The sequence below is a fragment of the Virgibacillus sp. DJP39 genome, assembly GCF_049310925.1.
Lineage (GTDB): Bacteria > Bacillota > Bacilli > Bacillales > Amphibacillaceae > Virgibacillus_F.
In genome coordinates, this window is the sequence record NZ_JBMERP010000038.1 from 13,484 (window position 1) to 34,254 (window position 20,771).

Consider the following 20,771-nt stretch of genomic DNA (forward strand, 5'->3'; position numbering starts at 1 on the left):
CTAACTATAACTTCCCTTCAGCTAGTTCCAGCTGTTGTTTAATTTGATCTGGAGCTGTTCCACCTTCACTTTTTCGTGCCCCAACCACATGTTCAGGTTCCAAATAGTCATAGACATCTTCTTCAAACAAGGTGCTAAACTTTTTGTATTCCTCCATCTCCAAATCTAATAAGTATTTTCCGTTTTCAATTGCATGCAGTACAATCTTGCCAATCACTTCATGTGCTTGTCGAAATGGTAAACCCTTTGTAGCTAAATAATCAGCAATATCTGTAGCATTTGAATAATCGTGGGTTACTGCGCTACGCATTTTCTTATGGTTAACAGTCATTGTTTCTAACATTGGTGCAAGTAATGTAAGTGATCCTTCTAATGTATCAACTGTATCAAACATACCCTCTTTATCTTCCTGTAAATCTTTATTATAGGCTAAGGGCAGTCCCTTCAGCACAGTTAAAAGGCCTACCAAGTCACCAAATACACGTCCGGTTTTACCCCTTAACAATTCAGGGACATCCGGATTCTTTTTCTGTGGCATGATACTTGAACCTGTGCAAAAAGAATCATCCAGCTCAATAAACTGAAATTCCTGACTGCTCCAGATGACCAATTCCTCAGATAGTCTTGAAAGATGCACCATCAGGATGGATGCCGTTGATAAAAACTCAAGAATAAAGTCTCGATCACTAACTGCATCCATGCTATTTGGATAAACAGAATCAAATTCCAACAACTCCGCGACACGCGTCCTGTCAATTGGGAAGGTTGTACCTGCAAGGGCACCTGCTCCCAATGGTAAGATGTTAATTCGTTTTAAGCTATCCTCTAATCTTTCCTTATCTCTCTCCAACATCCAAAAATAAGCAAGTATATGGTGTGCAAAAGAAACTGGCTGGGCACGTTGTAAGTGCGTATAACCAGGCAGGATTGTTTCAATATTATCTTTTGCCTGACCGATGATCGCACCCTGTGCCTTCTCAATTAGTTCAATAATTGTCTTTGTCTTGTTACGAAGATAAAGATGCATATCTGTTGCAACCTGGTCATTCCTGCTCCTCCCAGTATGAAGCTTACCAGCTACAGGACCAATTTCCTCAATCAGTAAATTTTCCAGATTCATATGGATATCTTCATGTTCAACCAAAAATTCCACTTCACCATTTTTAAGTTTCTCTAGGATTTTCTCAAGTCCCGCCTGAATCGTTTCAGCCTCATCCGTCGTAATAATGTCGCATTCACCGAGCATTTGTACGTGTGCAAGACTGCCTTGTATGTCCTCGAATGCTAGCTTTTGATCAAACGATATAGAAGCTGTGAATTCATCAACAAGTTTATTTGTATCTTTTGTAAAACGTCCACCCCATAGTTTGGCCATAATACCACCCCTTTCTTTTACTATCTACTTAAGCTTTGCTGTCTCGCCACTTTTAGATTTGCTTTCATTTTTATGAACCTCGGAATAAACCTTGGTTGAAAGTCCCCATAATTTAATAAAGCCAACTGCCGCATTATGATCAAATGCATCCCCTTGCGCATAGGTTGCCAGTTCTTCGTTGTAAAGACTATTTTCTGATTGACGACCAACAACAACATGTGATCCTTTATGAAGTTTTACCCGCACCTTACCCGAAACCACCTTTTGTGTCTCATTAATAAAAGCATCAAGAGCAGGTCTGATTGGAGAATACCAAAGGCCATCATAAATGATTTTAGACATTTGCTGGTCGATTGTTGTTTTGAACTGTGAAACTTCACGTGCTAATGTAAGGAACTCCAATTCTTTATGAGCATTAATTAAAATTAATGCACCTGGGTTTTCATAAACCTCTCTGGACTTAATCCCTACTAAACGGTTCTCAATGTGATCGATCCGTCCAACACCATGAACTCCTCCTAGTTCATTTAGTTTTTCTATTAATTCCACAATTGGCAGTTCCTCATCATTTATTGCAACAGGAACACCTTGAACAAATGTAATCTCCAGATATTCAGCTTCATCTGGTGTGAGGTGGATTGGATTTGTCCAGTCATAGGCAGCTTCTGGGGCCTCTATCCAAGGATTTTCGAGAACTCCTGCTTCACAGGCACGCCCCCATATATTTGCATCAATTGAAAAAGGATTATCAAGATTAACTGGAATAGGAATCCCTTTCTCCGTTGCATAAGCAATTTCTTCGTCTCTTGTCATACCCCATTCACGCACTGGAGCTACCACTTTTAGACTTGGATTTAAAGCTTGAATCGAAACCTCAAATCTAACCTGGTCATTTCCTTTTCCTGTACATCCGTGAGCAACGGCTACAGCACCTTCCTGCTCGGCTACTTCCACCAACAGCTTGGAAATTAATGGCCGTGATAGTGCGGATGAAAGTGGATATTTCCCTTCATATAGCGCATTTGCTTTTAATGCTGGCAGAATATAGTCATTCGCAAGCAACTCTTTTGCATCGATTGCTATTGATTTTATTGCCCCAACATCCAATGCCTTCTTTTTAATTTCATCTGCATCTTTTCCTTCTCCAATATCCAGCCCTAACGCAATAACATCATAATCATATTTTTCCTGAATCCACTTCACAGATACGGATGTGTCTAATCCTCCTGAGTATGCTAAAACAATTTTCTCTTTTGCCATGTTAAATCTCTCCTTTTCATTATTAATTTTAGTATTTCATTAAAGTTTTCAAGATTGCTTTTTGTGCATGCAACCGATTCTCTGCCTCATCAAAAACAACTGAATGAGGTCCATCGATAATATCTGCCGTTACTTCTTCACCCCGGTGCACTGGTAGACAATGAAGAAAGATAAAGTCCTTCATAGCACGTGAACACAGCTTTGCATTAACTTGAAATGATTCAAATGCCTGCAGTCGTTTCTTCTGTTCGGCCTCTTGCCCCATACTGGTCCAGACATCCGTTACTACAATATCAGCTTGTTCAATTGCTTCTTCAGGTGAATTTGTATAAATTATCGTACTACCATTAGCTTGACCTAGTTGCTTCGCTTTTTCAAGAATAGTCTGATTTGGCCCATAACCACTTGGACTTGCCATTGATAGATGCATCCCGACACTTGCAGCACCTTCCATCAGTGAATGACACATATTATTGTTTCCGTCCCCGATATAACACATCTTCAGTCCGGTTAACCTGCCCTTATGCTCGTAAATAGTTAATAAATCTGCCAGCACTTGAGTGGGGTGATGCAAATCAGTCAGTCCATTAATGACAGGAACATCTGCGTTTTGAGCAAATTGTTCGATTGATTCATGAGCAAATGTCCGAATCATAAGACCGTCAACATATCTTGATAAAACTTTAGCTGTATCGCCAACTGATTCTCCGCGGCCCAGTTGAATATCGTTTGCACTTAAAAAGATTGCCTGGCCTCCAAGCTGCAGCATGCCAACCTCAAAAGATACTCTCGTACGGGTCGATGACTTTTCAAATATCATTCCAAGGACTTTCCCGTTTAAATAAGGGTGGGGTATCCCTTTCTTTTGCAGATTTTTCATTTCAACTGCCTGGTCAAGTAAGAAGAAAATGTCTTTCTGGTCAAAGTCTGCCATTGTGATAAAATCTTTTCCTTTTAATTCAAATGGCCCTTGCTTAACTTGACTCGCACTGTTTACCATAAGTAACACTCCTTTATTTAATGGCTGTTTCTTAAAAAGATTATTGGTTTTAACATAGAGCCTATAGACTACGACGTATGTGCTGGGTTGTTTTCTATCACTCCTTATTAGATTGGTGTTGATCCAGCGCTACGGGAAAACACTCGCTTTCCGTGGGGAACGCTTCAGCCTCCTCGGAGCGAAAACCGCTCACTGCGGGGTCTTCAGACTGTTCCTTTCCCACTGGAGTCTCGCATTTTTCCGTAGCTTAGATAGCTTTCTTTTCAAGGGGGGAAAAGTCCATGAAAATATGGAATTCTGCCGAAACGGCGTCGAAAAAATTTTCACTACGTCACAGTTCTCATCAACTGTGAAGTTTTAATAGCAACAAAACGTATGAAAAGAGCCTATTTAATTGATTATTTTTTGTCTTTCCCGGTATTCAGCAAGTGTCAGTACGTCTGGATCACTCGTAGTTTCTGGTAGTTTTAAGGCAACCTTTACTGTGTCAAGGCAAGTGTACACTGGCACATTGTACCTTACGGCGAGCTCCCTTAAACTAAATCCAAAAGAATCCTGATTACGCCCTTGGGTAGGGCTATTTAAGACTGCCGCAACACTCCCACCGGCTAACAGTTCTTTTATGGGAACTGTCTGATCCATAACTCGTGCTACAGATATTCCCTGGTTTTGATAAAAAGCTGCAGTTTGCGTTGTAGCTATAATTTCAAAGCCTCTACTAGCTAATACGTTGATTAGTTCTACGCTACCTGGTTTCTCCCGGTTTGACATGGAACAGAATATGACAGGTTTTTCATTTGTAAGCTGGAATGGATTCTTTCCATCTGGAAACATCGCCTTCTCAAGCGCCGCTTCCAGAGATGTCCCGATACCTAATAATTCCCCAGTCGATTTCATTTCTGGTCCCAGTACAAAGTCGACATCTTTCATTTTTGTTGCGGAAAAGACTGGTGCTTTTACGGAATAAAAGTTAGGTTCACGCAAAAGTCCAGTACCTTTTCCCTGTTGTTCCAAGCTCTTACCCAGTTGTACAGCAACAGCCGTCTCAACCATTCCAACTCCTGTTATCTTGCTTATAATTGGAACAGTACGTGATGATCTTGGATTAACCTCCAGCACATACACCAACTCACCTACTATCACAAATTGAATATTCATTAAGCCCGTAATTTCCAGGTGTGCACAGATTCGGTTGGTATAATCTACGATGGCTGTTTTCACACCTTCTGACAATGAGAAGGAAGGAAATACCGCTGTACTGTCACCTGAATGAACACCTGCTTTTTCGATGTGTTCAAAAATCCCAGGAATTAATACGTCTTTACCGTCACTAATGGCATCTATCTCACATTCGATACCGGGCATATACCGGTCGACTAATAATGGCCATGCTTTGTCATTAACCCCATCTTCTGAATTAATATAGCGTTCAAGTTCGATTGAATTGTAGAAGATGAACATCGACTGACCACCTATTACATAGGAGGGCCTTACAAGTATTGGAAATCCTAGTTGCCCGCCCGCGTTCCGTAACGCATCATTGTTACTTACTGTTTCACCCTGGATATGCGGGATGTTTAACTGTTTTAATGTGTCGTAGAAATACTGCCGGTCCTCCAACTGATCGATTGACTGAGCTGTAGTTCCTAAAATAGGTATCCCCTCGTTTTGCAACGATTTGGCTAGATTAATAGCTGTTTGCCCGCCAAATTGAATAAGAGCCCCTGAAATCGCCTCTTTTTCTGCAACATGTAAGATATCTTCTAAAGCGAGTGGTTCAAAATAAAGACGATCGGCAATAGAATAATCTGTACTGACTGTTTCTGGATTATTATTAATAACAATTGCTTCATAACCCATTTGCTTTACTGCTAAAGCCGCTTGAACGGAGCAATAGTCAAACTCGATTCCCTGACCAATCCGAATTGGTCCAGAGCCAATAACTAGAATCTTTTTGTTTTGACTTACCTCTGCTTCGTCTTCACCCGCCCATGTCGAATAATAATAAGGAGTCTTGGCTTCAAATTCCCCAGCACAGGTATCAACCAATTTATACCCAGGTCTAATTCCTAAGACCTTCCATTTTTCCCTCACGTCTTTTTCCTGAACGTGGTACGTTTGACTTATTAATCGATCACTAATATTTAGTTGTTTCGCCTGTTTTAAAAGGGAAACAGGTACATCTCCCCAACTAAACTCTGCCAATCTTTCCTCTAGCTCAACAATCCCTTTAATTTTGTGTAAAAACCATCTGTCAATTGCTGTATAGTTATTCACTTCTTCAATCGTCATACTACGCCGGAACAATTCCGCAACTGCGAATAATCGTAAATCCGTGGCGTTTACCATATTGTCGACAAGTGTTTCTTTGGTTGCTTTCTGAAAAGCAGGTAAACGAAGACTTGAAACACCACTTTCCAATGAGCGAATTCCTTTGTTCAAAGCTCCTTCAAATGTTCGATCAATCGCCATCACCTCACCTGTTGCTTTCATTTGAGTTCCGAGTTTACGATCGGCTTCCGGAAACTTATCAAATGGAAAGCGTGGCAGTTTGACTACTATATAATCCAGCGCCGGTTCAAAGGAGGCAAAAGTAGTTCCTGTGATTGGATTAAGGATCTCATCCAAATTGTAGCCAATTGCACATTTCGTTGCGATCCCCGCAATTGGATAGCCAGTTGCTTTTGACGCAAGAGCTGAAGAACGACTAACCCTTGGATTGACTTCGATGATTACATAGTTTTCAGAATGTGGATCAAGCGCAAATTGAATATTACAACCACCAATTATTTTTAAAGCCCGGATTATTTTCAGCGACGCATTTCTGAGCATTTGATACTGAACATCTGTAAGCGTTTGGGATGGTGCAACTACGATTGAATCTCCAGTATGAACACCCACTGGATCCATGTTTTCCATATTGCACACAATTAGACAGGTGTCGTTTGCATCACGCATTACTTCATATTCAATTTCTTTCCATCCCTTAATGCTTTTTTCTATTAACACCTGATGGATTGGGCTAAGATTCAGCCCCCGCTTTAGAACCATTTCGAGTTCTTCTTTATTAGCTGCAAAGCCTCCACCCGAACCTCCTAATGTATAAGCTGGCCGTATGATAACTGGATATCCAACCTCCTGGACAAATTGATCACCTTCATCAAAGGTATGAATAATTTTCGACTCTGGAATTGGCTCCTCAATATCAATCATCAATTGCCGGAACTTCTCTCTGTCTTCCGCCCCTTGAATGGAATCAACCGAGGTGCCTAAAAGCTCCACATTATATTTTTGAAGGATATTCTTTTCATATAGTTCAACCGCTAAATTCAGACCCGTTTGTCCGCCAAGAGTTGCTATAACTCCATCAGGCTTCTCTTTTTTAATAATCGCTTCAATTGTTTCGGAGGTGAGCGGCTCAATATAAATCCTGTCAGCTACCTTTTCATCCGTCATAATTGTTGCTGGATTATTATTAATTAACACAACTTCAATATTTTCCTCTTTTAATGCGAGACAGCTTTGTGTACCAGCGTAGTCAAATTCAGCAGCCTGCCCAATAACAATCGGCCCTGACCCAATAACCAAAACTTTATGAATATCATGTCGCAGTGGCATATTTAATTCCTCCCGACTGTTTAACATTATCTAAAAACCCTTTGAAAATATGCTCTGTATCAGAAGGTCCTGGATGTCCTTCCGGATGAAATTGGACGGTTTCAATTGGCAGTTTCTTATGTTTGAGTCCCTCTATTGAATGATCATTCACGTTACGATATGTCACGCTAAATATTTCCTCATTAATACTGTTTTCTGTTACGACATAACCGTGGTTTTGTGGTGTAATCCAAACTTTTCCACTCGCTATTTCCTTAACAGGATGATTTCCACCACGATGTCCAAAAAGTAACTTGTTGGTAGTAGCGCCATACGCTAACGCAATGACTTGATGCCCTAAACATATTCCGAGTGAAGGAATATGCTCTGTTATTTTTTTAATTTCCGGAAACATTGATGCAAGCGTCATTGGATCTCCAGGTCCGTTGCTGAACATTACGCCATCTGGCTTCAAGGATTTTAAATCTGAAAATGTAGTTGTGAAAGGGACGACTGATACTCTGCAGCCAGCCTTGAGCAACGCATGCAACATCGATTTTTTGTAGCCATAATCGACCAAAGCAATATGTGGACCCGAACCAGCGTGCTCCTTAATGGTTTTCGTTGAAACTTTATTAATTAAAGATGTGCCAAAACTAGACTCATGCAGCCGCGTTGGAACCGATTTATGCGGTGTTTTAGAAATGACACCTCGCATCGTTCCGTTATTACGAATCTTCTTCACAATAGCTCGCGTATCCACACCTGCAATGCAGGGAATACCGGCATTTGTTAGATGCTCAGCAAACGATGTTGTTGCTAAATAATGACTGGGTGTTATACAAAGGTCACTGATAACCACTCCAGATAAGTGTGGGCTGATACTTTCATTGTCAAGGCTGTTAATCCCATAATTCCCAATCAGTGGATAACAAAATGTGATGATCTGACCAGCGTATGAGGGGTCTGTTAAAATCTCCTGATATCCAGTCATACTTGTGTTAAAGACCACTTCCCCTGTAGATCCGGTGTTTTTACCAATCATTATTCCTTCAAAAATATCCCCAGTTTCTAAAATTAAATAACCTGTTTCCATCCAAAAGTCCCTCCCTAATAAAAATTGAGTTTAAAAAAACGCCCGTCTCCGTAGAAAGAGACGAGCGTGAATCTATCACCCGCGGTGCCACTCTTGTTGTTCCGAAATTACGGAACCGGCTTTGGCCTGATAACGGTGGCAACCCGGTTAGTCCTACTAATTGTTCAAACTAACATCTACGAAGTGCGGTTCATAACATGTCTTGGCACCGGCTTCCACCACCCCGGCTCGCTATTGCAGTTACATGTCATTACTCTCTTCATCATTGATTTTATTTATAGGTAAACAAAAAACGCCCGTCACTTATTAAAATAAGAGACGAACGTTTGCATCCGCGGTACCACTCTAGTTATTCCGCATTTCACTGCGAAACCTGCTTGACCCTTTTAACGGAGGCGATCCGATTAGCTCTATTAGGGCTTTTAAAACCCGTTCAAGATAATATCTTAGGAAGTGCGGTTCATTACATTTTCTGTACCGGCTTTCACCACCCCGGCTCGCTTTTTACAGAGTTCTATGTAATTACTCTCTTCATCAACGATTTTTAATATATATCAAAACCAAAATTTATTTGCTCTTTAACCGTCGCAGTTTATAAATTTGTGTCTGAAACAACGACCTTTAAGAAAACAGCCTAAAATAAAAAAACCTTCATCTCTATATAAATAAGAGACGAACGTTTCACATCCGCGGTACCACTCTAGTTATCCCGCGTCGTGCGGAATCAGCTTGAAGCTTATAACGGAGGCGACCCGATCGGATTTTTCCGACATCTCAAAAATGCGGTTCATTACACGTCCTGCACCGGCTTTCACCACCCCGGTTCGCTTTGGCTGACCTTTGTAACTACTCTTTTTCTCATCGATTTTGTTAATTTCCCCTTATTATACAGAACCCAGAAATAATGTCAACAGTGAAGTCAAAATTTGCAGATTTTTTTAGTGGTATTCCACAACAATTACTATGCTTCGATCACCTTGTTTTCAAGTTTGCCCAAATTTTCTATTTCTAATGTTACAACATCATCATTTTTTAGAAAACGCGGTGGATTCATAGCAACTCCTACCCCATTTGGTGTACCCGTTAAAATAATATCACCAGGGTTGAGTGTAATTAAGCCTGAGATAAATTCTATTAAGAACGGAACATCGAAAATCATGTTGCTCGTATTAGATTCCTGACGTTTCTCGCCGTTAACAAATGAGCGAATGAACAAATTGGATGGATTGCCAGCTTCCTCAGGAGTCACAACCCATGGGCCAACCGGAGTACTATTGTCTAACGTCTTACCCTGAAGCCATTGCGGCGTTCTTTTTTGCAGGTCACGTGCAGAGATATCATTTGCAATTGTGTACCCTGCTACATACTTTAGCGCATTATCCTTACTTATATGTGATGCCTTTTCACCAATGACTACCGCTAGTTCCACTTCATAATCAAGTTTTTCTGTAAAAGACGATTTTTGTATAGTATCTTCTGGACCAATTAAAGCATTACTGAACTTTGCGAAAAGGACTGGGAATTCAGGAATATCACTTTCCATCTCCAAAGCATGTTCTGCGTAGTTTTTTCCAACACATATAATCTTTGAAGGAGATGCAATCGGGTTCCCTAAACTGACTTCATCCTGATTAAATGTCATCTTTTCACCTGATTGACCCACACTGTAATCAAAAGCTTCCTCTGCCCTCTTCAATGCACTTTCACCCATTGAGAAGAATAAAGAAGGATCAGCCGGGAGCAGATTATCAATCAACTGGGCAGACTCCTTGTCTCCTTTGGAAATTAATAATGCACAATAACTTTCCTGCAAATCAACGACTTTATTCGTTACCATACAACCAATTCTAAAAGTTCCATGTTCTTCACTTTTATGTTTATAGCTAACTAGCTTCATTAAAACCTCTCCTCGTGTGTTAAAAACGTTTTATTTGCTTGCGTCACTGTATTCGATTGAGGGATTAGATATATAAGTGCCATCACCTGAGCCATCTAAAATATCAAGCAACTTCTTTTCCCCTCTCCCATCACCGATAAAGATGGGCACGCCCAACGACATAGCAGTTTTTGCTGCAAGAAGCTTTGACTTCATTCCACCAGTTCCAAATTTAGAACCTGAACTATCTGCTGCTTCCATCATTTCATCGTCAATGTTTTCAATATAATCCAATCTTTTTGCTAATGGGTTTGTTTTTGGATTTTCATCATACAGTCCATTAATATCCGTCAAGATAATTAATTGATCAGCATTAACAAACCCACTAACAAGCGCGGATAACATATCATTATCACCAAAAGTTAACTCATTAATAGCAACAGTATCATTTTCATTTATTATCGGTAAAATCCCGTGGTCTAAAAGCTCTGTTATAGTAGAAAGTGCATTTCTGAATCGTTCGGGGTCTGAAAAGTCATCCCGTGTTAATAACAACTGTGCAGGAACAATCTCTAAATCCCTGAATTTTTCTATATAGGATTGAATTAATAAACCTTGGCCAACTGCTGCCGCTGCCTGTTTCCTTTTGATAGTACTCGGTATAGAAGAATAACCTAATCTTATAAATCCAGCTGCTACTGCACCTGAAGAGACCAAAATTACTTCATGGTTTGCTTTACGAAGTTCCACAAGCGCTTGAATATGATCATCTAACCTTGCGTGGTCAATCTCACCCTTTACGTTTGTTAAAGAGCTGCTGCCAATTTTAACAACTATGCGCTTTTTCTTCACAGTTACACTTCCTCAGGAAAAATTTATTTAAAGCTGACAGGCAGTTAATCTGTGATGGTTTGATAGCTAGTATATGTCAGTGTCGTTTTGTTTAACTATAAATAATTTTCAATTTTCTACTTGACTTTAAATAGTATCACATATATGCTACTAATTAAATACAAATTAAATATGTAATTTTCTTATCCAGAGAGGTGGAGGGACTGGCCCTTTGATACCTCGGCAACAGACTACTTTTGTACTGTGCCAATTCCAGAAGCGCAAGGCTTGAAGATAAGAAGAGTAACTAGCCACGGTGCCTAAGCCTCTTCTTATTTATAGAAGTGGCTTTTTTATTTTTGGTGATACAAAAGTAAAAGAAATAAAAGGAGGAAAAAGAATGAAGCGTAGTTTGGAAGATCGACTGAAAGATGGAACTGTCATTGCAGGTGAAGGTTACTTATTTGAATTAGAACGCAGGGGATATTTACAGGCGGGATCATTTGTACCCGAGGTTGCACTGGATAATCCTGATGCCCTGAAAGAAACGTATAGAGATTATATGAAAGCTGGATCTGATGTTGTGCTAGCCTTTACATATAATGCGCATAGAGAGAAAATGCGTATCATTGGTAAGGAGGATTTACTAGAACCACTTAACAGAAATGCTATCCGCTTAGCTAAAGAAGTTGCCAAAGAGCACCCTGTAGAAGAAGCGTTAGTGGCAGGCAATATATCAAATACAAACATCTTTGATCCTGAAGATCCCGAATCACATACCAAAGTAAGAGAAATTTTTGCAGAGATGGTTAAGTGGTCAAAAGAAGAAGCAGTAGATTATATCAATGGGGAAACATTTTATTACCACGAAGAAGCGGTCATTGCATTAGAGGAAATACTAAAGCACGATCTTCCAGCGGTTATTACGCTAGGATTGATGGGAGAAAATATTTTAAGAGATGGATTCAGTGTTGAAGAATCCTGCAAAATACTTTCAGAAAAGGGTGCTTTGGTAGTCGGAATGAACTGTTTCCGTGGACCTGATACAATGCAGCCATATATTGCAAAAATTAGAGATAATGTGGATGGTTATGTTGGAGCTCTACCGATTCCTTATCGCACGACGGAGGAAAATCCAACATTCTTTAACTTACCTGATGGAGGATGCAGTTGTCATTTACCTACAGAAACAACTTTCCCGACTGCTCTTGACCCACTTTATCATAATCGTTATGAATTGGCAGAATGGGCAAAAGAAGCAAAGGATATAGGCGTGAATTACATCGGATTATGCTGTGGGGCATCACCAGCAATGTTACGCGCAGTAGCAGAAGCTGTCGGTGTTGAGGCAGTTAATTCAAAGTATTCCCCTGACATGAAGAAACATTTCTTATTTGGAAAAGACGAAACCCTAAAAGAGAACAATTTGAGCTATCGATTAAAAGCCTAACTCCGATTAAATCATAGCATTATTTAACATCAAAATCATAAATGGAAGTAGGAATATACAACGTCAATTACTTTAACTAAAGCACCATTCAGAGCGGATCATGTTGGAAGCCTATTGCGTCCAGAAAACCTGCACAAAGCAAGAAAAGAATTTAAAGAAGGAACGATCACAGCTGAACAATTACGTGAAGTTGAAACAAAAGAAATTAAGCGGGTAGTTGATAAACAAATTGAGCTTGGTTTCGAATTAGTTACAGACGGTGAATTCAGACGTACATGGTTCCACTTAGACTTTCTTGAGCATTTAAACGGCTTTGAAGGATTTGTACCAGACCAGGGATACTTGTTCGAAGGAGTGGAAACAGAGAAATACAATGTACGAAACACTGGAAAGGTTTCTTTTAACCCAGACCACCCACATATAAAAGACTTTGTTGAATTAAACGAAATCGTTAACGGCCGCGCAGTTGTGAAACAAACAATACCTAGCCCAAATCAGTTATTTAATGTTGGTATTCAAAATGAAGCTGTTTACTCAGACATTGAAGAATATGCAAATGACATTATAAAAGCTTATCAGGATGCAATACAGGCATTTTACAAAGCAGGAGTACGTTATTTACAATTAGACGATGTTTACATTGCAGGGCTTTCCGCACCCGATATTCCGTTTAGTGACGGAAAATATTCAAGAGAACAACTAATTGATTTAGCATTACGTGTTGTTAATGGTGCTTTGGAAAATAAACCAGAAGATCTAGTCGTGACAACTCATTTATGTCGTGGAAACTATCAATCTACCTGGGCATTTGAAGGAAGTTATGCACTTATCGCACCAACCCTGTTAGCAAAGGAAAATGTTGAAGGTTTCTTCCTGGAATATGACGATGACCGTTCAGGAGATTTTAAACCACTAGATCATATTCCAAATGGCGGTGCACAAGTAGTTCTAGGTGTCGTAACCTCCAAAACTGGTGAATTAGAAGACAAAGAAGCAATCAAAGCACGCATTAAAGAAGCTTCACAATATGTTCCACTTGAACAGTTATGCCTAAGTCCACAATGTGGATTCGCATCAACCCACCATGGCAATAAGTTAACTGAAGAACAGCAATGGGCGAAGTTGAAACTTGTTGTTGATATAGCGAAGGAATTTTGGGGTTAAAAAAAATAAGAGTAAAGTTTAGGCACCATGAAACGGGATGCAATTAACAAAGGTGAGTTGCATCCCGTATATTAATTAAAATGAAAATTTAAATTCACCCCTTGCAAAATTCTTCTTTATATATTAAAGTGTCATGAATTAAACTTTTCTAAAAATACATATTATTCACTCTTATCATGAGAGACGGAGGGATTGGCCCTTTGATGTCTCAGCAACCAACCTGCTAAGGTAAGGTGCTAATTCCTATAGGTGTTTACCTAGAAGATAAGAAGATGTTTTCGCTATTAGGGACCTTCTTCTTTTCTAGAGAGTCCTTATTTTTATACCTAATTATAGAGAGCTTTCGCCTATAGTGCAGGCAACGTAGCTCACAAATTTCTAATGTTTACTTCAAATAAAAAGGATGATCGACATGACAAACAAACATATTGAAACTAGATTGGTGCAACTAGGTAATAAGAGTGACGAAACTACTGGAGCAGTTACTCCTCCTATTTATTTATCTACTGCATTTCAACACGAAGGAATTGGTAAATCGACTGGATATGATTATTCACGAACAAAAAATCCAACTCGCGCTATTGTTGAAGAGGGAATTGCTAAGTTGGAACTTGGTGATAATGGGTATGCCTGCAGTTCTGGGATGACTGCTATTCAATTAGTCCTTTCTCTTTTTCGCACAGGCGATGAATTAATTGTTCCAGAAGATGTTTATGGTGGTACTTACCGTTTACTCGCTCATTATTCAGAGGTCTATAATATACAAACAACTTATACAAAGTTTGAGGATATAGAAGAGACAGAGAAACTAATTACAGATAAAACAAAAGCATTGTTTATTGAAACACCAACAAATCCACTCATGCAGGAAATTGACATTGAGAAGTTTGCAAAGCTTGCAAAGAAAAACAACCTGTTACTCATCGTCGATAATACTTTTTTAACCCCTTACCTTCAGCGTCCACTGGAACTTGGGGCAGATTTAGTTATTCACAGTGCTACAAAATATATCGGTGGTCACAATGATGTGCTGGCTGGGTTAGTCGTTGCCAAGGGAAGTGAAATCTGTGAAAGGTTGTCTGAATACCATAATGCCTCTGGCGGCGTCCTGTCACCTTTCGATTCGTGGCTCCTAATACGAGGGTTGAAAACACTTGCCTTACGGATGGATCGACATGAAGAAAACGCAAAAAAAATAGTAGATTATTTGTTAGATGAACATGCTGTTACCGATGTTTTGTATCCCGGGAAAGGTGGCATGCTTTCCTTTCGTCTTAGAGAAAGCAGGTGGGTTGAGCCCTTCTTGGAAAATCTGCAGTTAATTATCTTTGCAGAGAGCCTCGGAGGAGTCGAAAGCTTCATTACTTATCCCGCTACACAAACCCATGCTGACATTCCGGAAGAAGAACGAACCCGCCGCGGAATCGACAATCGCCTATTACGTTTCTCTGTTGGCATTGAAAAGGTTGATGACTTAATTGCAGATTTAGACCAAGTATTTTCATTGTTGGAAAAGGGGGAGAATAAATAATGAGTGAAGTTCAATTGGAAACGAAGTTAATTCATGGATCGACTAATGAAGATGTCGAACAAAAAACAGGTGCGATAAATGTCCCTATTTACTTATCGTCCACTTTTCACCAGGAAAAGTTTGATCAATTCGGCCCATTTGATTACAGTCGCTCCGGTAACCCTACAAGACAGGTGTTAGAAGAAACAATAGCTGATTTAGAAGGTGGCGTTAGAGGCTTAGCATTTGCTTCAGGTATGGCTGCTATTTCGTCAGCATTTATGCTTCTTTCAGCCGGCGATCATGTTCTAATTGGCAGAGATGTTTATGGTGGTACGTACCGCTTTGTAACAGAAGTATTAAAGAAGTTTAAAATCGACCATACATTTGTAAATATGACTGACCTTGATGAAACAGCCCAAGCTGTTCAACCAAATACAAAAGTAGTTTACATTGAAACACCATCTAACCCCTGTTTAAACATCACCGATATTAGCGGAGTCGTTAAGATTGCTAAAGACAACAATTGCCTTACTTTTCTCGACAATACTTTTATGACACCACTTTACCAAAAGCCGCTTGAACTTGGAGTAGATGTTGTACTTCACAGTGCTACCAAATTTTTGTCAGGGCACAGTGATATTGTTGCTGGTTTAGCTGTGGCTGGGAACGAGGGGCTCGGCGAAAAATTAGCTTTTATTCAAAACTCATTTGGGTCCATATTAGGTGTACAGGATTCCTATCAACTAATCCAGGGAATTAAAACACTAGGTGCACGGTTAAAACAGTCATCGGAATCCGCTGAAAAAATTGCCCTCTATCTGGATGGCCATCCGCTAATTGAACGCGTGTTCTATCCTGGGTTACCTAAACACGAGGGACACTCTATCCATGCAAGTCAGGCTAAAGGAAGTGGAGCGCTTCTTTCTTTCCGATTGGCAAATAAAGAGGCTGCAAAGGCTTTTGTTGAACAAACAAAGCTTCCAGTTTTCGCTGTAAGTCTTGGGGGGGTCGAATCAATACTCTCCTATCCAGCAGCGATGTCTCATGCCGCAATGCCAAAAGTCGAAAGAGAAAAAAGAGGCATCACAGATGGCTTATTAAGGCTTTCGGTTGGATTAGAACATGTGGATGATTTAATAGCAGACCTAGATCAAGCATTACAAGTGGCAAATGAACAAATCGAAAACCTAGTAATCACTTGATCACTAGTTATCAGAATAAAGGACCTAGTATTTACCAGGTTCTTTATTTCTTTATCCGTTCACTAAAAAACCATTTAACATAAATAAAACGAAACAGTAAAAGACTTCCGAGAAGTATCAGTACAAAATAAGAGACATTCCACCAAGCAGAAAGATGCAACCATCCAGCTTTTATAAGAAAGTAATCCAAGAGCCATTCAAAGGCTAATAGAGATACAATCCAGTGCCATCTAAAATAAAGGACGATAACGATTGTTACAGGAATCATCCACACGAACAGCATAAATGCATTTCCCGCAATATGATCTCTTATAGGGTTGGAAAACCACCCAACAGAATAAAGATGTGTCGCAAACAATAAGACCATAAAAAAACGCATAGTATTGGCATAAACAATAAGCGTTAAGTACATTGTAGTAAATTTAACTGACATTGATGGATATTGAAGAAAACGATGCCATACTTTTGTGAGATATGCGCCCACTACAAATAGAAATCCAGTGTACCATGCTTCCCACCAATGATGTTCAAATGCACCTAACGATAAGAACAACAATTCAATTCCCATAAAGCCAATCGCAATAAATATAATTGCGATAAATCCAAGGTTAAAACCTGCAATTGCCATAAAAGCCGTGGGGATTGCGATACCCTGGGAGAAAATTGCACCAAATGTTGAATCGAACCAAAGGGGATCAACTAAGTTGGGGTGATATTGATAAGCATTGAGCATAACTAGTACTACAAAGTCCATAATGTAAGCTAAGCCTGAAATGAAAAAGAAGGTTTGAATTAATCTCTTCTTTTCTTTACTTTTCCATAAGGTAAAGCTAAAAATAAAAAAACTAATCAAAAATAAAAGGAAATACCAGTATGATAGCACCATTCTTAATCACCCCTTAATTTGACATAAGTTCTACAACCCTTAATTTAAATTGTCTCCTTTTCCTTCCATAACATTCATTTACAGCTGGAAATACTCCATAGTAAGTTTAATAGTGAAAGGATACAGATGTACCTTTTTGAAATCTAACTTTTATAAAACCTGGCTTATCGCCAAGCCTTAATGGCGAGTGGCTTAGTTGCACTTATGCAGTAAGAAAGAATTTATACTTTCTTACCTGATAAAAAAGCACCACAAGATTGCGGTGCTTAAGAGCGAAATTTTATTTATACAAGGAAATCCTACTACAGGGATTGACTCCAGTCCTGTGTGATTTCTCCTTCTATATACTTTTCTGAATCCAATGCAGCCATACACCCAGTACCAGCCGCTGTTATAGCTTGACGATATTTTTTGTCCTGGACATCTCCGCAAGCAAATACACCTGGTATATTTGTGTTGGTTGTACCTGGTGTAACACGAATATATCCCGTTTCATCTGTATCAATTTGACCATTTAAAAAGTCTGTATTTGGAAGATGACCAATTGCTACAAATACACCATCTATTTCGATTACCTTTTCTTCGTTGGTGGAATTATCCTTCACTTTTAAGCCTGTTACGCTTTTCCCGTCTGATATAACTTCAAGCGGTGTCTGATTTAAATGCCACTTTATTTTGGGATTGTCTTTGGCTCTGTTCTGCATTATTTTTGATGCACGAAGGTTATCACGACGATGAACAACGTGGACTTCGCTCGCAAATTTAGTTAAAAAATTGGCTTCTTCCATTGCAGAATCTCCGCCTCCAATGATAATTACCTTTTTTCCACGGAAAAAGAACCCATCACATGTTGCACATGTACTTACACCTTTACCGATATTCTCCTTTTCACCAGGTATATCTAGCAACTTTGCTGTAGCTCCTGTGGAAACAATTAATGCCTGGGTTTCTATTTCCCCTAGACCACTAACCTCCAGTTTATGTGTCGATGAAGTGAAATCAACTTTTGTAACCCACCCACGTTTAAATTGTGCACCAAAACGTTCAGCCTGCTTTTTCATATTTTCCATTAGCTCGGGACCCATAATTCCGTCAATAAACCCTGGGTAATTTTCTACCTCTGTAGTCAATGTTAATTGCCCTCCAGGTTCCATTCCCTCAATTACTACAGGATTCATCTCTGCTCTAGCCAAATAAATAGCTGCAGTCAAACCAGCAGGACCAGTTCCTAATATAACGACTTTTTCCATCCTAATCCCTCCAAATGAAACAGTTTTTATTTCCAATTAATTACATAACCGTTTTTTCTTCTTCTATATAATATATCCCAGACTAGTTAGAGACTATTCTTTCATTCACCAGTTTCAGCAAATCGTTTAATTCGATCGCCTATTTGATCACGGACACGCTGAAAAACCTGCCATTTTTCTTTATCTGTTCCTTCTGCTTTAGCAGGATCATCAAATCCCCAATGCTCTCTTTTAACATGTGGAGGTGTCATTGGGCATCGATCCGCTGCATCCCCACAAAGCGTGACAGCTAACGTTGCATTATTTAAAATTTCGGTATCAATGATTTCTGAATTTTGATCTGAGATATCGATATTGACCTCATTCATTGCCTTAACCGCGTTTGGATTTAAGCCATGAGCTTCAATTCCAGCACTTTTCACTTTCCACTCATCACCCAAATGCTTTTTTGCCCATCCTTCTGCCATTTGGCTTCGACAAGAGTTACCCGTACATAAAAAATAAATAGTTTTTTTGGACATAATTTAATTTCTCCTTTATAAGATGATCCAAAGCCATAACGCTAAACCAGACAACGTTATAAACAATGTTGGTATTGTTAAAATAATCCCGACTTTAAAATAGTATCCCCAAGATATTTTAAATCCTTTCAATGACAATACATGTAACCATAACAACGTTGCCAGTGAACCAATAGGTGTAATCTTTGGACCTAAATCGGATCCAACAACGTTAGCATAAATGAGTGCTTCCTTAATAGAAGCTGTCGTTTCCACTTCAGAAATAGCCAAGGCATCAATCATTACAGTTGGCATGTTGTTCATAATGGATGACAAAATGGCGGCAATGAAGCCCATTCCAATGGTAGCAACATAAAGTCCTTGATCAGCAGTGAACTGTATCAATTTAGCTAACACACTTGTTAAGCCTGCGTTTTGTAAGCCATAAACTACAACATACATACCTACAGAGAAGAAAACAATAGCCCATGGTGCGCTTTTAACAACCTCTGTCGTTTGAACAGCTGGGCTTCTCTTGGCCATGATAAGAAATAAAATTGCAATAATACCTGCAACAATAGAAACTGGAACATCAATTATTTCGCTACCGAAGTATCCTGCTAATAATGCAGCCAATACTATCCATGACAGCTTAAACATGGATTGATCTTTTATTGCTTCCTTAGGTTCTTTTAACTGAGACAAATCATAATTTCCCGGAATACTTTTACGGAAAAATAAATATAAAACTAGAATACTTGCACCGATTGAGAAGAGATTTGGAATAATCATTCTAGAAGCATATTCAATGAACCCTATCCCAAAGTAATCTGCAGAAACAATATTAACTAAGTTACTTACTATTAATGGAAGTGATGCGGTATCCGCGATAAAACCACTAGCCATAACAAAAGGCAGAATCATTTTTTCTTTAAAGTTTAAATTTCGTACCATCGCTAACACGATAGGAGTTAAAATAAGTGCAGCGCCATCGTTAGCGAAAAACGCAGCTACAATCGCTCCTAATAAGATAATGTATACAAACATTCTAACGCCGTTACCTTTTGCAATCCGCGCCATATGTAATGCAGCCCATTCAAAAAATCCAATTTCATCCAAAATAAGTGAGATTAAAATAACTGCAACAAACGTTAATGTGGCATTCCAAACAATTCCGGTAACTGTTAGTACGTCACCCCATGTTACAACACCTACAATTAAAGCTAAAATAGCACCGCCACAAGCACTCCATCCTATCCCTAATCCTTTCGGCTGCCAAATAACTAATAATAAAGTTATGATAAAAATTCCAATAGCTAAGTAAACTGATAAATCCAACAAAATTCCTCCTTAATTACAAACAATCCGTTTGCCTTCTGCCTCCAGAAAATTCAATTTTTCTTTTTGGTCTGGTATATAATCCAAGATAGTCATAACCATCGGATAACTTTCACTTTCTTTATTTAAAGAATAAAAGATCCATTGACCGCTACGCTTTTCTTTAACAATTCCAGCGTCTCTTAACTTGCGAAGATGTTGACTAATCGATGGCTGGCTCATTTGAAAAACTTCTACAAATTCGCAAACACAACATTCGTTATCTTTTAGGAGACCTACCATGGTTAAGCGAGTTTTATCACCTAATAATTTAAGTGTTAGTGCTACTTTTTCAACAGAAACTTCTGTTTGGAACATGGTTAACACACCCCTTCACTTATTCGCTTATTAGTATATAACAATTTGCTTATATTATGCAACGATGAAATCCTAG

General features: G+C 39.2%; 15 protein-coding genes, 1 pseudogene, 2 riboswitches and 3 other annotated features. Of the genes and pseudogenes, 4 read left to right on the top strand and 12 right to left on the bottom strand.

The window, feature by feature from the left end; translation table 11 throughout:
• Positions 1-4 precede the first annotated feature (4 nt).
• The 7 genes and pseudogenes from argH to proB form a co-directional block, all read right to left on the bottom strand.
• Positions 5-1,375 (bottom strand): argininosuccinate lyase, encoded by a 1,371-nt coding sequence (argH, locus tag ACOI1D_RS12910; protein WP_422501703.1) that lies wholly within the window; start codon positions 1,373-1,375, stop codon positions 5-7.
• 24 nt (positions 1,376-1,399) lie between these two features.
• Positions 1,400-2,635 (bottom strand): argininosuccinate synthase, encoded by a 1,236-nt coding sequence (locus tag ACOI1D_RS12915; protein WP_422501704.1) that lies wholly within the window; start codon positions 2,633-2,635, stop codon positions 1,400-1,402.
• A 28-nt stretch (positions 2,636-2,663) separates the two neighbouring features.
• The gene (gene argF, locus ACOI1D_RS12920) at positions 2,664-3,635 is read right to left on the bottom strand and encodes an ornithine carbamoyltransferase (RefSeq protein ID WP_422501705.1); all 972 of its coding nucleotides are present in this window, start codon (positions 3,633-3,635) and stop codon (positions 2,664-2,666) included.
• Positions 3,636-4,025: 390 nt separating this feature from the next.
• Positions 4,026-7,253 (bottom strand): carbamoyl-phosphate synthase (glutamine-hydrolyzing) large subunit, encoded by a 3,228-nt coding sequence (carB, locus tag ACOI1D_RS12925; protein ID WP_422501706.1) that lies wholly within the window; start codon positions 7,251-7,253, stop codon positions 4,026-4,028.
• A complete protein-coding gene (locus ACOI1D_RS12930; RefSeq protein WP_422501707.1) occupies positions 7,237-8,328 on the bottom strand; it encodes a carbamoyl phosphate synthase small subunit in 1,092 nt (363 codons plus the stop codon). Before ACOI1D_RS12930 ends, carB begins: the two co-directional genes overlap by 17 nt.
• A gap of 53 nt (positions 8,329-8,381) precedes the next feature.
• Positions 8,382-8,603, bottom strand: a binding site (T-box leader).
• 36 nt (positions 8,604-8,639) lie between these two features.
• Positions 8,640-8,875, bottom strand: a binding site (T-box leader).
• Between the two features lie 118 nt (positions 8,876-8,993).
• Positions 8,994-9,199: a binding site (T-box leader), on the bottom strand.
• Positions 9,200-9,289: 90 nt separating this feature from the next.
• A complete protein-coding gene (locus ACOI1D_RS12935; protein WP_422501708.1) occupies positions 9,290-10,225 on the bottom strand; it encodes a fumarylacetoacetate hydrolase family protein in 936 nt (311 codons plus the stop codon).
• Positions 10,226-10,279: 54 nt separating this feature from the next.
• Positions 10,280-11,056, bottom strand: a pseudogene (gene proB, locus ACOI1D_RS12940) (glutamate 5-kinase); the annotation flags it as partial.
• 179 nt (positions 11,057-11,235) lie between these two features.
• Positions 11,236-11,336, top strand: a riboswitch (SAM riboswitch).
• Between the two features lie 99 nt (positions 11,337-11,435).
• Between proB and ACOI1D_RS12945 the strand changes: the two are divergent.
• The 4 genes from ACOI1D_RS12945 (at position 11,436) to metC (ending at position 16,364) form a co-directional block, all read left to right on the top strand.
• The gene (locus ACOI1D_RS12945) at positions 11,436-12,485 is read left to right on the top strand and encodes a homocysteine S-methyltransferase family protein (protein ID WP_422501709.1); all 1,050 of its coding nucleotides are present in this window, start codon (positions 11,436-11,438) and stop codon (positions 12,483-12,485) included.
• A 66-nt stretch (positions 12,486-12,551) separates the two neighbouring features.
• Positions 12,552-13,649, top strand: a complete 1,098-nt coding sequence (locus ACOI1D_RS12950; RefSeq protein WP_422501717.1) for a 5-methyltetrahydropteroyltriglutamate--homocysteine S-methyltransferase — start codon at positions 12,552-12,554, stop codon at positions 13,647-13,649.
• 168 nt (positions 13,650-13,817) lie between these two features.
• Positions 13,818-13,920, top strand: a riboswitch (SAM riboswitch).
• A 141-nt stretch (positions 13,921-14,061) separates the two neighbouring features.
• Positions 14,062-15,180, top strand: a complete 1,119-nt coding sequence (locus ACOI1D_RS12955; protein WP_422501710.1) for a methionine biosynthesis PLP-dependent protein — start codon at positions 14,062-14,064, stop codon at positions 15,178-15,180.
• Positions 15,180-16,364, top strand: a complete 1,185-nt coding sequence (gene metC / locus ACOI1D_RS12960) for a cystathionine beta-lyase (RefSeq protein ID WP_422501711.1) — start codon at positions 15,180-15,182, stop codon at positions 16,362-16,364. Before ACOI1D_RS12955 ends, metC begins: the two co-directional genes overlap by 1 nt.
• 43 nt (positions 16,365-16,407) lie before the next feature.
• Here the strand turns inward: metC and ACOI1D_RS12965 are convergent, their stop codons facing one another.
• From ACOI1D_RS12965 to ACOI1D_RS12985, 5 genes are all read right to left on the bottom strand, one after another.
• Positions 16,408-17,250 (bottom strand): hypothetical protein, encoded by an 843-nt coding sequence (locus tag ACOI1D_RS12965; RefSeq protein WP_422501712.1) that lies wholly within the window; start codon positions 17,248-17,250, stop codon positions 16,408-16,410.
• Between the two features lie 302 nt (positions 17,251-17,552).
• The gene (gene trxB / locus ACOI1D_RS12970) at positions 17,553-18,500 is read right to left on the bottom strand and encodes a thioredoxin-disulfide reductase (protein ID WP_422501713.1); all 948 of its coding nucleotides are present in this window, start codon (positions 18,498-18,500) and stop codon (positions 17,553-17,555) included.
• Positions 18,501-18,601: 101 nt separating this feature from the next.
• Entirely contained in the window at positions 18,602-19,021 is a 420-nt protein-coding gene (gene arsC, locus ACOI1D_RS12975; protein ID WP_422501714.1) for an arsenate reductase (thioredoxin), read from the bottom strand.
• Positions 19,022-19,036: 15 nt separating this feature from the next.
• Positions 19,037-20,338, bottom strand: a complete 1,302-nt coding sequence (locus ACOI1D_RS12980) for an arsenic transporter (protein ID WP_422501715.1) — start codon at positions 20,336-20,338, stop codon at positions 19,037-19,039.
• A 12-nt stretch (positions 20,339-20,350) separates the two neighbouring features.
• Complete coding sequence (locus ACOI1D_RS12985; protein ID WP_422501716.1) at positions 20,351-20,695, bottom strand: ArsR/SmtB family transcription factor; 345 nt, start codon at positions 20,693-20,695, stop codon at positions 20,351-20,353.
• Positions 20,696-20,771 lie beyond the last annotated feature (76 nt).